General features: G+C 68.8%; 13 protein-coding genes and 1 riboswitch. Of the genes, 6 read left to right on the top strand and 7 right to left on the bottom strand.

Translation table 11 applies throughout. The features are described 5' to 3' along the window. Positions 1–30 precede the first annotated feature (30 nt). The gene (locus ACFTZB_RS18390) at positions 31–1,728 is read right to left on the bottom strand and encodes an MDR family MFS transporter (RefSeq protein ID WP_378433389.1); all 1,698 of its coding nucleotides are present in this window, start codon (positions 1,726–1,728) and stop codon (positions 31–33) included. A gap of 75 nt (positions 1,729–1,803) precedes the next feature. Further along, on the bottom strand, positions 1,804–2,634 hold the full coding sequence (locus ACFTZB_RS18385; RefSeq protein WP_378433388.1) for a crotonase/enoyl-CoA hydratase family protein: 831 nt from the start codon (positions 2,632–2,634) through the stop codon (positions 1,804–1,806). 82 nt (positions 2,635–2,716) lie between these two features. On the opposite strand from ACFTZB_RS18385, the gene ACFTZB_RS18380 reads away from it, so the two are divergent. After that, positions 2,717–4,036, top strand: a complete 1,320-nt coding sequence (locus ACFTZB_RS18380; protein WP_378433387.1) for a monooxygenase — start codon at positions 2,717–2,719, stop codon at positions 4,034–4,036. Between the two features lie 75 nt (positions 4,037–4,111). Beyond that, positions 4,112–5,179 carry an alpha/beta fold hydrolase gene (locus ACFTZB_RS18375; RefSeq protein ID WP_378433386.1) on the top strand — a complete coding sequence of 356 codons (1,068 nt, stop codon included), beginning with the start codon at positions 4,112–4,114 and terminating at the stop codon, positions 5,177–5,179. 68 nt (positions 5,180–5,247) lie between these two features. On the opposite strand, the gene ACFTZB_RS18370 is transcribed toward ACFTZB_RS18375, so the two are convergent. After that, positions 5,248–5,826, bottom strand: a complete 579-nt coding sequence (locus tag ACFTZB_RS18370; protein WP_378433394.1) for a TetR/AcrR family transcriptional regulator — start codon at positions 5,824–5,826, stop codon at positions 5,248–5,250. Between the two features lie 124 nt (positions 5,827–5,950). On the opposite strand from ACFTZB_RS18370, the gene ACFTZB_RS18365 reads away from it, so the two are divergent. The 3 genes from ACFTZB_RS18365 (at position 5,951) to dszD (ending at position 8,254) form a co-directional block, all read left to right on the top strand. Continuing rightward, positions 5,951–7,042 (top strand): hypothetical protein, encoded by a 1,092-nt coding sequence (locus tag ACFTZB_RS18365; RefSeq protein ID WP_378433385.1) that lies wholly within the window; start codon positions 5,951–5,953, stop codon positions 7,040–7,042. Positions 7,043–7,076: 34 nt separating this feature from the next. Further along, positions 7,077–7,550: a YbaK/EbsC family protein gene (locus ACFTZB_RS18360; protein ID WP_378433384.1), complete on the top strand. Its 474-nt coding sequence runs from the start codon at positions 7,077–7,079 to the stop codon at positions 7,548–7,550. 119 nt (positions 7,551–7,669) lie between these two features. After that, positions 7,670–8,254, top strand: a complete 585-nt coding sequence (gene dszD / locus ACFTZB_RS18355) for an NADH:FMN oxidoreductase DszD (RefSeq protein WP_072947395.1) — start codon at positions 7,670–7,672, stop codon at positions 8,252–8,254. A gap of 5 nt (positions 8,255–8,259) precedes the next feature. On the opposite strand, the gene ACFTZB_RS18350 is transcribed toward dszD, so the two are convergent. From ACFTZB_RS18350 to ACFTZB_RS18335, 4 genes are all read right to left on the bottom strand, one after another. Further along, positions 8,260–8,886, bottom strand: a complete 627-nt coding sequence (locus ACFTZB_RS18350; protein ID WP_378433383.1) for a hypothetical protein — start codon at positions 8,884–8,886, stop codon at positions 8,260–8,262. Between the two features lie 55 nt (positions 8,887–8,941). Beyond that, complete coding sequence (locus ACFTZB_RS18345; protein WP_369325290.1) at positions 8,942–9,010, bottom strand: putative leader peptide; 69 nt, start codon at positions 9,008–9,010, stop codon at positions 8,942–8,944. Between the two features lie 28 nt (positions 9,011–9,038). Beyond that, positions 9,039–10,334: an aminotransferase class V-fold PLP-dependent enzyme gene (locus ACFTZB_RS18340; RefSeq protein WP_378433382.1), complete on the bottom strand. Its 1,296-nt coding sequence runs from the start codon at positions 10,332–10,334 to the stop codon at positions 9,039–9,041. Between the two features lie 51 nt (positions 10,335–10,385). After that, a riboswitch (SAM riboswitch) is annotated at positions 10,386–10,500 on the bottom strand. 79 nt (positions 10,501–10,579) lie between these two features. Then, positions 10,580–11,827, bottom strand: a complete 1,248-nt coding sequence (locus ACFTZB_RS18335) for an MlaD family protein (protein ID WP_378433381.1) — start codon at positions 11,825–11,827, stop codon at positions 10,580–10,582. Positions 11,828–12,119: 292 nt separating this feature from the next. On the opposite strand from ACFTZB_RS18335, the gene ACFTZB_RS18330 reads away from it, so the two are divergent. After that, the gene (locus ACFTZB_RS18330; RefSeq protein ID WP_378433380.1) at positions 12,120–13,601 is read left to right on the top strand and encodes a purine-cytosine permease family protein; all 1,482 of its coding nucleotides are present in this window, start codon (positions 12,120–12,122) and stop codon (positions 13,599–13,601) included. Positions 13,602–13,624: the final 23 nt, after the last annotated feature.

Here is a 13,624-nt window from a genome sequence, read left to right as displayed (position 1 = left end):
CCCCTGCTCGGGGTGGGCGCCGCCGTCGTCTCACTCCCCCGCGTCGCCGCGGGCCGCGGCCTGTAGTCCGGACTCGCTGCGCAGGGGCACTTCCTTCCACAGCACGGTGAGGACGAAGGCGACGACGGCGAGTATCGAGACGCTGAGGAAGACGGATCCGATGGCGTCGGCGAATCCTTCCCGGAACGGCAGGGCGAGCACGTCGTCGAGTCTTCCGATCACCGAACTGTCCGTGAGGACACCGCTGACGCCTGCGTGGTCGGGGCTGAGCATTCCCTGACCCATGGCGGCCTCGGCGGGGTCGTTGCTCTGCGCGGCGGCCACCACTGCCCGCCGGAAGTCGGAGGTGCCTGCGGCGGCCGTCACGCGCTCGCCGATGGCCGGGGTGAGGCGGGAGAACAGGATCGACAGGAAGATCGCGACGCCTGCGGTGCCGCCGATCTGCCGGAAGAAGGTGGCCGCTCCGGTCGACACCCCCATGTCCTGCGGGGGCAGGGCGTTCTGAATGGCGAGGGTGAGCGGCTGCATCAGGTTTCCGAGACCGAGTCCCAGGATCAGCATGAACGCCATCACGACGGGCATCGGAGTGTCGGCTGCGAGCGTGTGCAGCAGGAACGCGGCGACCGCGATCAGGGCGGTCCCCAGGATCGGGAAGTACCGGTACCGCCCGGTCCGCGAGATCATCTGGCCGCTGACCACCGACCCGGCCATGAGGCCGAGGACCATCGGCAGGATCTGGAACCCGGCGAGGGTGGGGCTCGAGCCCTTCACCACCTGCAGGTACTGGGGCAGGAGGGTGATGCCGCCGAACATCACGGCTCCCACGACGAGGCTGATGACGACGCCGAGCGCGAACGTGCTGTTGCGGAAGAAGCGCATCGGGATGAGCGCGTCGTCCTTCATCGCCAGTTCCACCAGCACGAACGCGAGCACGCCGACGACGCCGATCACATAGCACGCCAACGACTTCGAGTTGCCCCATCCCCAGGTGTGCCCCTGTTCGGCGACGATGAGCAACGGCACGACACCCACGGCGAGGGCGATCGCGCCCCACCAGTCGATCCGCCTGCTTCCGCCCGGTCGCCGCGGAAGCTGCAGCACCCGGGAGACGACGGTGAGCGCGACCAGCCCCACCGGCACGTTGACCAGGAAAACCCAACGCCAGCCGTCGATTCCGAGGATCACGTCCTGCCCGGCGAACAGTCCGCCGAGCACCGGCCCGAGCACGCTGGACGTGCCGAACACCGCCAGGAAGTAGCCCTGGTACTTGGCGCGCTCACGCGGGGAGACGATGTCGCCGATGATGGTGAGCGCCAACGAGAACAGGCCGCCGGCGCCGAGTCCCTGCACCGCACGGAAGGCCGCGAGCATGTACATCGACGTCGAGAACGTACACAGGACCGAGCCGATCACGAACACCGTGATGGCGAACATGAAGAACGGCTTGCGGCCATAGATGTCGGACAGCTTGCCGTAGAGCGGCGTCGCGAGGGTCGCGGTGACGAGGTAGGCGGTGGTGGCCCAGGCCTGCAGCGAGTAGCCGTCGAGGTCGTCGGCGATGGTGCGGATCGCCGTCGCCACGATCGTCTGATCGAGCGCGGCGAGGAACATGCCGAGCATCAACCCGCTGAGTACAGCCAGGATCTGCCGGTGGGTGTAGGCCACCGGCGTTTCGACCGAATTCGACACTGTTTCCTCGCTGCGCTGTCGTTTACTTGTAGTCGGCAAGTATGCGAGCGCAGCGAGGATTCGGGCAACTGTTGGACTGGGCTTTACCTGCGGATAAGCTCTGCCGCCGCCGGATTACTCGCCCGTGAACTCGGGGGCGCGTTTCTCGAAGACGGCGGTGATCGCCTCGGTCAGGTCCTGAGACGGCAGGAATGCGGCGTTCCACGCGGCGACGTAGCGCAGGCTGTCGTCGACGGCGGCCGCCCGGGAGTGGTCGAGGACGTCCTTGATGCCGTGCACGACGAGCGGCGGGTTCGCCGCGATCTCGGCTGCGGTGGCGTGCGCGGCCGCGAGGACGGCGTCGGTGTCCGCACACACGTCGTTGACGAGACCGATCTTCTGCGCGCGGTCCGCGTCGATGTCCTTGCCGGTGAGAGCGAGTTCCCGCAGGTGTCCGTCGCCGATGATGGCGGGCAGCCGGGCGAAGCTGCCCATGTCGGCGACGATCGCGACCTTGACCTCGCGGATGCTGAACTTCGCGTCGGCGGCGGCGTAGCGGATGTCGCAGGCGGAGATCAGGTCGACGCCGCCGCCGATGCACCAGCCCTGAATGGCCGCGACCACGGGCTTGCGGCAGTCGGCGACCGCGTTGATGCCGGACTGCATCCGCTTGATCATGTCGTGGAACGCGGTGCGCGGGCCTGCCTGCGCCTTGTCGGCGAGAACGGAGCCGAAGCTGCCGCTCATGGCGGGCAGGTCGAGACCGAAGGAGAAATTCTTGCCCGAGCCGGCGATCACCACGGCCCGCACGTCGGGATCGGAGTCGAGTTCACCGAAGATCTCGGGGAGCTCGCTCCAGAAATCCGGCCCCATCGCGTTGCCCTTGCCGGGTCCGGTGAGCGTCACCTGCGCGACGTGATCCTTGCGCTCGACGGTGAACGCATTCCAGGTCTTCTGTTCGGTCATTACTCGAGAGTAACCTCCACTCGCCGGTGTCAGGAGAAATACCCTGGAGGTCTCTGCACCGTCCTGCGAACGGACAGCCGCGATGACGCATCGGACGCCCCCGGGTGGCGACGCCGTGGTCGTCGGCGCCGGAATGGGTGGCCTGCTGGCCGCGGCGGCGCTCGGCGGCGCGTTCCGGAACGTCCTCGTCCTCGACCGCGACGTTCTGCCCGACGCGGCCACGGCGCGCCGGTGCGTGCCGCAGGCCCGGCACGTGCACGCCCTCCTCGCCGGTGGGCAGGCCGCGATGGAGGACCTCCTGCCGGGTCTCGTGCCCGAACTCCTCGCCCTCGGCGCCACCGCTGGCGACGCGCTCGGCGACATTCGGTGGATCGTCGACGGGCACCGGATGGCCCGCGCGACCAGTGGGGTTCCCGGCATTCTCGCCAGCAGGCCGCTCGTCGAGTGGCAGGTGCGGCGACGGGTCCGGGCCTTGCCGAACGTGCGGATTCTGGACCGTTCCGACGTCACGGGTCTCACCCTCGACGGCGGGAGGGTGACCGGCGTGACCGTGCAGCACCGGGGCGGCGTTCCGCCGGAGGTCGTCGGGGCCGATCTCGTCGTGGATTCGTCGGGCCGCAGTTCGCAGAGCGTCGCCCGGCTCGGCGCGCTGGGGTTTTCGCCGCCGTCCGAGTCGCAGGTGGCCGTCGACGTCAGTTACGCGACGAGGCACTTCCGACTCGACCCGCCGCACCTGGACGGCGATTCCGGCATCGGGATGGCGCCGGGACCGTCGAGTCCGCGCAGTGGATTCATGGGCGTGCAGGAGAACGGCACGTGGATCGTCACGCTCGCCGGGTACGGCGACGACGTGCCGCCGCTGGATCCGGGCGGGTTCCTCGACTTCGTGAAGTCGTTCCCGGCTCCGGACATGTACGACGCACTGCGCACGGCCGAACCGGTGGACGACGGCGTGCGCTACCGGATCCCGACGACCGTCCGGCGGCACTATTCCGCGGACGATCTTCCGCCGAACTATCTGCCGTTCGCGGACGCCATCTGCTCGTTCAATCCCATCTACGGCCAGGGGATGAGCGTCGCCGCGGTGGAGGCGCAGATCCTGCGGGACTGCCTGCGGTCGGGTCGGACGCATCTCGCTCGCCGGTTCCTGCGCGGGGCGCACCGGTGCATCGATGCCGCGTGGAATCTCACCGTCGACAACGACCTCCGGATCCCGGCCGTGCCGGGACGACGGTCGGCGCGGGTGCGGTTCGCCAATGCCTATGCGTCCCGACTCGACCGGGCCGCGTCCGTCGACCCGGCCGTGGGGTCCGCGTTCCTCCGGGTGACGCATCTCCTCGATCGTCCGGGGACGCTGCTCCGACCGGCGACGGTGCTGCGGGTTCTGCTCGCCTCCCGCTGACGGACCACCGCAGGATTACCTGTATGTTGACGTCACAGATACCTGAAGGCTCTGCGCCGCCACGAGAGGAAATCCGTGCTCGACATCGCCTGGAACCCGACGCTGAACACGCTGACCCGCAACGCCTGGCGACTGTCCTTCGGCGGCGGCATCGCGCCGGTCCAGCGCACCCCGTCGACCCGCATCCACGAGGCACCCCATCAGGACCTGTACCGGTTCGACGGTTCCGACACCGACGACGACCGGCCCATTCTCCTCGTGCCGCCGCTCGCCGCGCCCGCGCACTGCTTCGACCTCCGGCCGGGCCAGAGCCTGGCCGCGCACCTGGTCGGGTCGGGCAAGGCCACGTATCTCGTCGACTACGGAACGATGGGCTACGCCGACCGCGGCCTAGGGTTCGAGGACTGGGTGGACAACTACATCCCCGCCGCCGTCGACCGCGTGTCCACGCTCCACGGCGGCGCACCCGTCGACCTGATCGGCTGGAGCCTCGGAGGCACGATGTCGCTGCTCACGGCCGCCGGCCGCGGCGATCTGCCGATCGGTTCGGTGACGGCGATCGGCACGCCGATCGACTACGAGTCGGTGACCATGATCGCGCCGTTGCGGGCGGTCGGCCGGTTCACCGGCGACCGTCCCCTCACCACCGCCACGGGAGCGATGGGCGGACTGCCCGCGCCACTGGTCCAGGCCAGCTACCGCTTCACCGCACTCCAGCGCGAACTCACCAAGCCGTGGTTCATCGCGCGGAACCTGCACGACACCGAGACCCTGGCCCGCATGGAGTCCATCGACCGGTTCATGGCCGACATGCCCGGGTACCCCGCACGCTTCTTCCGCCAGGTCTGCACTCAACTGATCCTCGGGAACGCGCTCGCCGAGGGGAGCTTCGAGACCCGGAACGGCGCGATCACGCTCGCCGATCTGACGGTGCCGGTCCTCGCGATCGGCGGCACCGAGGACGTCATCGCCCCGATCCCGTCGGTCCGGGCGGCGACGGACGTGCTCACCGGTTCACCGTCGGTGCGGTTCGAGTCCGCGCCGGGCAGCCACCTGGGACTCGTCGCGGGCCCGAAGGCCAAGAACTCCACGTGGGCGCACGTCGACGGCTTCCTCGACGGGGTCGTCGCGCAGACAGCCTGACATCAGACCAGCCCAGACTGTTCAGACGAGCCCGGCCCGGGCGGTTACACCAGCCCGGCCCGGACCGTTCAGACGAGCCCGGCCCGGGCGACGGCACCTGCGAACAACGCAGTGACCGCGGCGCCCATCGTCTGCTGGTCCACTTCCTCCGGATCGACGGAGTGTTCGAGCACGAGGCCGGAGATGAGGGCCATGAGTGAGATGGCCGTGGTGCGGACGTCGAACGTGTCGTCGACTCCCCACTCCCGCGCGCGCTCGCCGATCAATTCGACGAGCCGCCCCCGCAGTTGCCGCCGTTCCCGCAGGTAGGCCTGCGCGATCTGCGGGTCGCGGGCGGCGAGCACACCGAATTCGAGGACCAGCAGCGACCAGCCCGGCTCGCGCACCATCCACGACGCGACGGCCTCGCCACCCTTCCCCGCGGCGTCCGTGGGGTTCATGCCCGCGATCTCGGCGAGCACCCGCCCCGCGAGTTCGAGTGAGCGCGCCGCGAAAAGTTCCGCGAACAGGTCCTGTTTCGACTCGAAGTTCGAGTAGACCGCGCCCTTTGTGAACCCGGCCCGGCGCGCGACCTCGGCGAGCCGGGCCGCACTGAAGCCGCGTTCCGCGAATTCCTCCGCCGCCGCGTCGAGGAGGCGCTGACGCACGACGTCGCGACCGGGACGCGTCGTCGGCGTCCATTCGGTGTGACGACTGTCCGGTTGACGTTCTTCAGTCACGATACCTAGGGTATTCAATACCTACGGTATCGACAAGGATCGAGGACGCCCGATGACCATCACCGACAGCGAACGCGCCACCCCGGCTCCCGTGCACCACGACAGCCCGGTGTCGAAGCACGGCGCGCCCACGGTGATGGCCGCGCTGGTCTTCGGTGTTCTCCTCCTCCAACTCGGCTTCATCCTCAGTTACGTGGCCGCGTTCCATCAGCCCACGCCCCGCGACATCCAGATCGGTGTCGTTGCCGCGGCGGGACTGCCCGCCGGGACGGACCAGCAGGTCGCCGACCGACTCGACGCGATCGACGGCAAGCCGCTCCGCGCACGGGTCGTCGCGGACACCGCGGAAGCCCGCCGCCTCCTCCACGACCGCGAGATCCAGGGCGCGTTCGTCGTGAATCCCGCCGGCCCCGACACCCTGATCACGGCCAGCGCGGGCGGCAGTTCCATCTCCAGCGCACTCGAATCGGTCTTCGCCCGGGTGGAGGACAGTCAGGGTCGCCAGTTCACGGTTCGCGACGAGATCCCCGTCGGCGCGCACGACAACCGCGGCCTGTCCGGCTTCTATCTGGCGGTCGGGTGGGTGGTCGGCGGCTACCTGCTCGCCGCGGCGATCGGCCTGTTCATCGGCGCCCCGCGAACTCTGCGCCAGGCGTCCGCGCACACGGCCGTCCTGTTCGGCTACGCGCTGCTGTCCGGCGCTCTCGGCGCCCTGATCACGACGCACGTGCTCGGGACGTTCGCGGGCCACTGGTTCCCGCTGTGGCTGCTCGGGACCGGGGTCGTCTTCGGCACGGCCGTGTTCACACTCGGCCTGCGCGCCTCGGTCGGCATCCTCGCGGTGCCGCTCGCGATCGCCGTCTTCGTCATCCTGGGCAATCCCAGCGCCGGCGGGGCGTTCGGTTCGAACGTCATCCCCACGTTCTACGCGGCCATCGGACGGTGGATCACCCCCGGCGCGGGAACCGAGGGAATCCGCAGCATCGTGTACTTCGACGACGTGGGGCTGGGACAGCCCGCACTCGCCCTCGCGCTCTACTCCGCGGTCGGGCTGGGACTGCTGTTCGGGTTCACCGTCCGGCGCCTCCGGAAGCTGGAATCGACTACGCCCCGTTCCGATGTCGTGTCGGAAGACGCATCTTGATGTCGTTCCAGGGGAATGGACCTACTCTTGGTTCATGCCGACGCCCCTGCACCCCCACGCCGCGCATGTCGCCGAGACTCTGATCGCGCGAGGGCACCATGGGGTGATCGTGACCCAGCCCGACTCCACCCACTCGGCGGCCGAGGCGGCCGAGTCGCTGGGGGTCGATGTCGGCGCCATCACCAAGTCGCTGGTGTTCCTCCTCGACGACGACCCGATCCTCCTCCTCGTGTCGGGCGCGCACGAGGTGGATCTGGCGAACACGGGCAAACGACTGCAGGGAAATCTGACCCGGGCGCCCCTCGACATGGTGCGGATCGCGACGGGGCAGCCGATCGGCGGCATCGCCCCGCTCGGCCATCCCACGAACCTTCCGACCTACGTCGACAACGCCCTGTCGGAGTACGCGGAACTGTGGGCGGCCGCCGGTCACCCGGACACCGTCTTCCGCACGTCGTTCTCGGAGTTGGTCCGGATCACCGCGGGCCTGGCGATCGACGTCGACTGAGTCCCGGGCGGTTCCCGCCCCCTATAGTTGACGTCAGATCTCGTGAACGAGAATGACGCGCGCGAGAACGACCGCGCGAGAACGACACAGTGCCCACACGGGCCGACCCGGAGAATGATTTGTCCGACAGAGCCGAGAACGCCGATACCGTCGATGGTTCGGACCTCCCCCGTGACCCCGAACTCGCCCCCGGAATCTGTGCCGAGGATTACCGCGCGGCCCTGCGTCGTCACCCGGCGGGCGTCACCATCGTGACCCTCGACTCGGGTTCGGGCCCGGTCGGCTTCACCGCATCCTCGTTTTCGTCCGTCTCGCTGGCTCCGCCGCTGGTGTCGTTCAACATCGCGAACACGTCGTCGAGCATCGACGCGCTCCACTCGGCGGGCTCGCTGGTGATCCACCTGCTCGGCGAGCACCAGCAGCACCTGGCTCAGCGGTTCTCACGGAGCGCGGACCAGCGGTTCTCCGACGAGTCTCTGTGGGCGCGGCTCGACACCGGCGAACCGGTGCTCCACGGAACGCCCAGCTGGATGCGGGTCGTCGTGGACCAGTTGATCCCGGTCGGCGACCACACGCTCGTCATCGGCCTCGTCACCCGCGTCCACGCCGAGGCCGACGACGATTCCGCGTCGGCTCCGCTGCTGTACCACGAGGGCCGGTACTACCGGCCCACTCCGCTGGGTTCAGCGAACAACGGCAACTGACCTGGTCAGGACGCCAGCACCCGTTCGACGCGGGGGACGTCGAAGCGTCGCAGCGCCTCGTCCACGGCTTCCGCGGACGTGACGAGACCCCGCTCCTCCAGCCACGGGAGGGTGCCGTCGACGAGCTGCTCGAGCACCCTGGGCAGCGACAGCGGGAGCAGGGTGACGCCGTCGGCGACGCCGGCCGCCTGGATGTCGGCGATGAGCCCGGCGAGGCCGGCCGGAGTTCCGATGTACTGCAACGACACCGGTGCGCGCGGTGTGTCCAGTGCACTGTCGAGGAGGGCCAGCTCCTTGCGCGCGGCTCGGGCTTCTCCGGCGATGAGCACCTCGAGGTCCACCAGGACGGTGACGCTGTCGGGGTCGCGACCGTCGGCGACGATCTCGGCACGGATTCGCGCGCGCTCCTGCTGCGCCTCACGCAGGTCGGCGGCCCGGATCCGGACGACGTTCGGCGGGAACGACGTGAGATCGAGCTGATCCGTCGAGTCGGCGGTCAGGTCCACCCAGTAGTCGGCGCCGTTGATCGGCCGCGTGCCTGCGGCGCCCTCGGCGGCCGGGTGGTGTCCTGATCCGGTCAGCTCGACGGCGACGCGAAGGGGACGGGAAACGAAGGCATTGTCTCGAGACATAGGGGTTCCTCGGGAATGACGTGTGCGTGTGAGTGAAACGGAGCGGGAAGACCGGTCAGCTCGAACACATACCCGAGGCGGTTCGGCACAGATCGACATGCCGACGGCACCAGTGAGCAATCATTGTGCTCCCAGCCTGCGATGCCATGCCGTCATACTAGCGCCTCTCGCGAAAAGCGGGTCTCGGGCACCGGATTCCACTGGCCGCTCTCCTTGGCGTAGGACCAGTTCCGGCGTCCCGCCACCAGGGTGCGCACGGCGTCGACCAGCCGATCCACGTCCTCCGAGCAGCTTCCGAGACCCAGGCTGACCCGCACGGCGCCGTCGGGCCTGCCGAGGCGGCCGAGCAGCGGGTGTGCGCAGAAGCGTCCGTCGCGAACCCCGATTCCGTGTTCGGCGGACAGGTAGGCGGCGATCTCCCCCGGCTCGAAACCGTCGATCGTGAACGTCACGATCCCCACGGTGTCGGGGGCGTCCGACCACAGCCGCAGGAACTCCAGGCCGTCGACGGAGCCGAGGCCGTCGAGCAGCCGGCCGGTGAGCGCCGCCTCGTGTTCGGCCACCGTGCCGAAGTCCAGTTCGGACAGCGCATCGCACGCGGCGGCGAGGGCCGCGGCGCCGAGCACGTTGGGGGTTCCCGCCTCGTGCCGGGCGGGGGCAGGCGCCCACTGAGTGGATTCGACGGTCACGTTCCGGACCGCGCCGCCGCCCGCGAGGTAGGGCTCGGCGGCGTCGAGCCAGTCCCGGCGGCCCACGAGCACGCCGGCACCGAACGGGGCGTACAGCTTGTGCCCGGAGAAGGCGAGGTAGTCGACGCCCCACTCCTCGACGTCGATGCGGCGGTGCGGTGCCAGCTGAGCGGCGTCGACGAGAATCCGTGCGCCGCAACGATGCGCCACCTCGGCGAGGGCGGCGATCGGCAGCACCTCGCCGGTGACGTTGGAGGCACCCGTCACCGCGAGCAGGGCGGTGGGCTTGGAGCACAGTTCGGCGACGAGCAGCCGGACGGTCTCGGCCAGCGTGTCCGCGGCCCGCACGACGCGAGAATCCTTCCACGGCAGCAGGTTCGCGTGGTGTTCGATGTCGAGGACGACGGTGCTGCCGGGAACGCAACCGGCGAGCAGGTTCAGCGAGTCGGTGGTGTTGCGGGTGAACACCACCACCTGGTCGTCACACGCTCCGACGAACCGGGCCACCGAGTCGCGGGCCTTCTCGTAGCACTCGGTCGACACCCGCGAGGCGTAACCGGCGCCGCGGTGCACGCTGGAGTACGTCGGAAGCAGTGCGCCTATACGGTCCGTCACCTGTGCCAACGCCGGCGCACTGGCCGCGTAGTCGAAGTTCACATACGTGCAGTCGCCGCCCTGAACGAGCGGAACCCGCAGGTCGGAACCCGAAACCTGAGCCAGGGGGGCAACACACACGTCAGCGGTCAATACAGCAGTCATCACGACATCCCTCGTAGTCAGGGACTCGTCACAGGGTCGGTGCCCTCTCGGAGTCCGCGCTTGCCGGGTTCGGTATGAACCTCAGCCTGGTCGTCACCCGGAGCACCCCGCCGCGGTGGAGGGTTGCCGACCAGCTAGCCGGGGCTTGACGCTGGTACTCGTGACCTGTTTCGAAGATTGCAGGATCGGCGCGCAGTTGTCAACTCGACACCGGAAGGGTCCGGGATCCGGGCTCGGCGCTCGCGTCAGCCGGGGGTGACTCCGAGCAGCGGGGCGAGCTGATTCGCAATCGGGTTGAGGTCCAGCTTGTTCGGGTCCTTCTTGGGTGTGGAGTCCCACGGCTGAACGGTGGCGGGGTCGCCGAACACGATCCGATTCGCGCTGCGGACGCCGGTGAGACTGCCCTGCGGGGCCGCACAGGTGGCGGCGGTGTTCTGCGGGAAGTCCTGCTGCGTGTCGTCGAAGTTCGGATCCTGGCGCTTCATCTCCCGGAGGATCGCCTGGGTGCCCTCGTACCCGACGGTGCACGACGGCGGGTTGTTCGTCTCGGCCACCAGGCCCAGGTGCACGGTTCCGTCGTCGGGAGCGATGGTCGACGACGCCGCCGCCACGCCCGGCAGGTACACGAAGAGGGTGCGCAGGGCCGTCGCCTGCAAGGAAATCACCTTCGCCGTATCCGACAGGTTGGCAAGGTTGGTCGTGATTCCGGGCCCCGCCTCCGAGACCAGTTGCCCCAGTTGTCCGCTCGCCGGGTTTCCGTTGTCGATCAGCTGCCGGACGTCGGGGTCGCTGCTGCGCAGGCGATCCGCGAGCAAGTCCAGGTCGGAACTGAAATCCTTGATCGCCGAAGACTGTTCGGACTGCGTGCCCAGCACGGTCCGGCTGTCGCGCAGCAGTGCCACGGTGCGGTCGAGTGATTCGGCGCCCGACGCCGACAGCCCGGACAGCGAGTCCGCCAGCGACTGAAGGTCTTCACCCTTTCCGTCGAAGGCCGCGCCGAGTTCGGTCACGACGGTGTGGAGCGCGTCGATCGGCACGGATTCGGTCAATCCCTGCGTGCTGGCGAGCAATTCCTCGACAGGCACCGGCGTGGACGTGTCCCGGGCGGCGATGCGGGATCCGTCCGTCAGGAACGGTCCCCGATCGGCGGGAGGCTGCAGGTCGACATATTGCTCTCCGATCGCCGACCGGTTCGCCACAACGGCTTTCGCGGACGCGGGAATGCCGGGCGCGCTCTTGTCGATCCTCAATTCGACGACGACGCCGTCCGCGGCGAGAGACATGTTCCCGACACGGCCGACCGGCACGCCGCGGTAGGTGACTTCGGCGTTGGTGAAGATGCCGCCCGACGTCTCCAGTTCGAGGTTCACGGTGTATTCGCCGAAGCCGAGGAGGTTGTCGAGGCGCACGTAGTGGGCACCCACGTAGACGAGCCCCGCGACGGCGACGACTACGAAGCCGATCAGCTGCCACCGGACCATCGGCGACCTCACCGTGCGCGCTCGATGTCGCGTCGGCCGAGCGCCGTCCCTGCGGCGGCGACCCGGTGCCGGTTCACGGTTCGGCTAATGGTGGTGGCAGACACAGACACTCCGATGACTGGTGAATACATGATACGAGCGGTCACACATATATCTAGTCCGGTCGCCGGAGCAGCGCAAACTCCGCGCAGTCCGCGGTGGCGTACGTCACCATCCGACCTTGACTGAATTTTCAGTTTGGAATATGTTCGGTAACCAACAGGACGTGATACCGGTCACCTCCGCCCCGAATGTGAGGTCCGCAGTGTCCACGAATCTCGACCCGACGACGCCCGTCGACGACACCGCTCCCTCCCCACCGGAGGACCGGTTCGGCCACGTCGAAACGATCGGCGTGGAGTACATCCCCGAATCGGAACGCGATTCGCGACCGCTCAACATGCTCGCGGTGTTCTTCGGCGGCAATCTGGCGTTCTCCGTGATCGTGTTCGGCTGGCTGCCCATCACATTCGGGCTCAGCTTCGGCAGCGCGGTGGCGGCCAGCGCGATCGGCATCGGGCTCGGAACGCTCCTCATCGCTCCCCTGTCGCTCCTGGGCCCGCGCACCGGCACGAACAACACCGTGTCGAGTGGTGCGCACTTCGGAGTGAGCGGGCGGATGATCGGCTCGGGACTCACCCTCCTCTTCGCCCTCGCGTACGCGGCCATCGCGGTCTGGACCTCGGGTGACGCACTGATCGCCGCCGCCCACCGCCTGTTCGGCACACCGGTCGACAACGGCATGCTCGCCCTCGGCTACGGCATCATCGCCGCCGAGATCGTGGCCGTCGCACTGTTCGGGCACGGCACGGTGGTCGCGCTCCAGAAGTTCGTGCTGCCCGTCGTCGCCGCACTGCTCCTGCTGGGGGTCTTCGCGTTCGGTGGCCACTTCGACGGCGGCGCGGGCAGCGGCGACTACCTGCTCGGCGGCTTCTGGCCGACCTGGATTCTGGCCGTGGTCCTCGCCGTCGGCGGTCCGCTGTCCTACGCCCCGACGCTCGGCGACTACAGCAGGCGGATCTCCCGGGAACGGTTCAGCGACCGTTCGATCGTCGCGGCCACCATGGCCGGCATCTTCTTCGGACTGTTCCTGACCGCGGCGTTCGGATCGTTCACGGCGTCGACGTTCACCACGCTGAGCGACTCCTACGTCGCCGACCTGGTGGCGGAGGCTCCCGGCTGGTACGTGCTGCCGATCGTCCTCGTCGCCCTCGCGGGCGGACTCGGCCAGGGCGTCCTCAACGTCTACGCCAGCGGACTCGACCTGGAGGCGCTGATCCCCCGGTTGCGCCGCGTCCACACGACGCTGATCACGTCGGCGCTCGCGGTGGCCCTGCTCTACATCGGTGTCTTCGTCGTCGACGCCGTCGATTCGATCACGGCGATGACGTTGGTGCTCAACGGTTTCGCCGCGCCGTGGGTGGCGATCAACGTCGCCGGGTTCCTGGCTGCGCGCCGCGGGCAGTACGACGCCGTCGATCTCCAGGTCTTCAACCTGGGCCGGAAGGGCGGGCGGTACTGGTTCACCGGCGGCTGGAACCTGCGCGCCGTCATCCCCTGGGCCGCCGGATCGCTGTTCGGCCTGCTCGCGGTCGACACGTCGCTGTACTCCGGGCCGCTTGCCGACATCGCGCACGGTGTCGATGTCAGTCTGATCGGATCGTCGGTCATCGCCGTGGCCGGCTACCTCGTCGCGCTGCGACTGTGGCCCGAACATGTGGCCCCGGTCGAGGCGCAGTCGTCCTAGGGCGACACGAACCGAAGGAGATC

The sequence above is a fragment of the Rhodococcus sp. NPDC057014 genome (assembly GCF_042673295.1).
Lineage (GTDB): Bacteria > Actinomycetota > Actinomycetes > Mycobacteriales > Mycobacteriaceae > Rhodococcus_F.
Note: the sequence above shows the minus strand (reverse complement) of the source record. Positions and strands in the feature narration are given on the sequence as shown.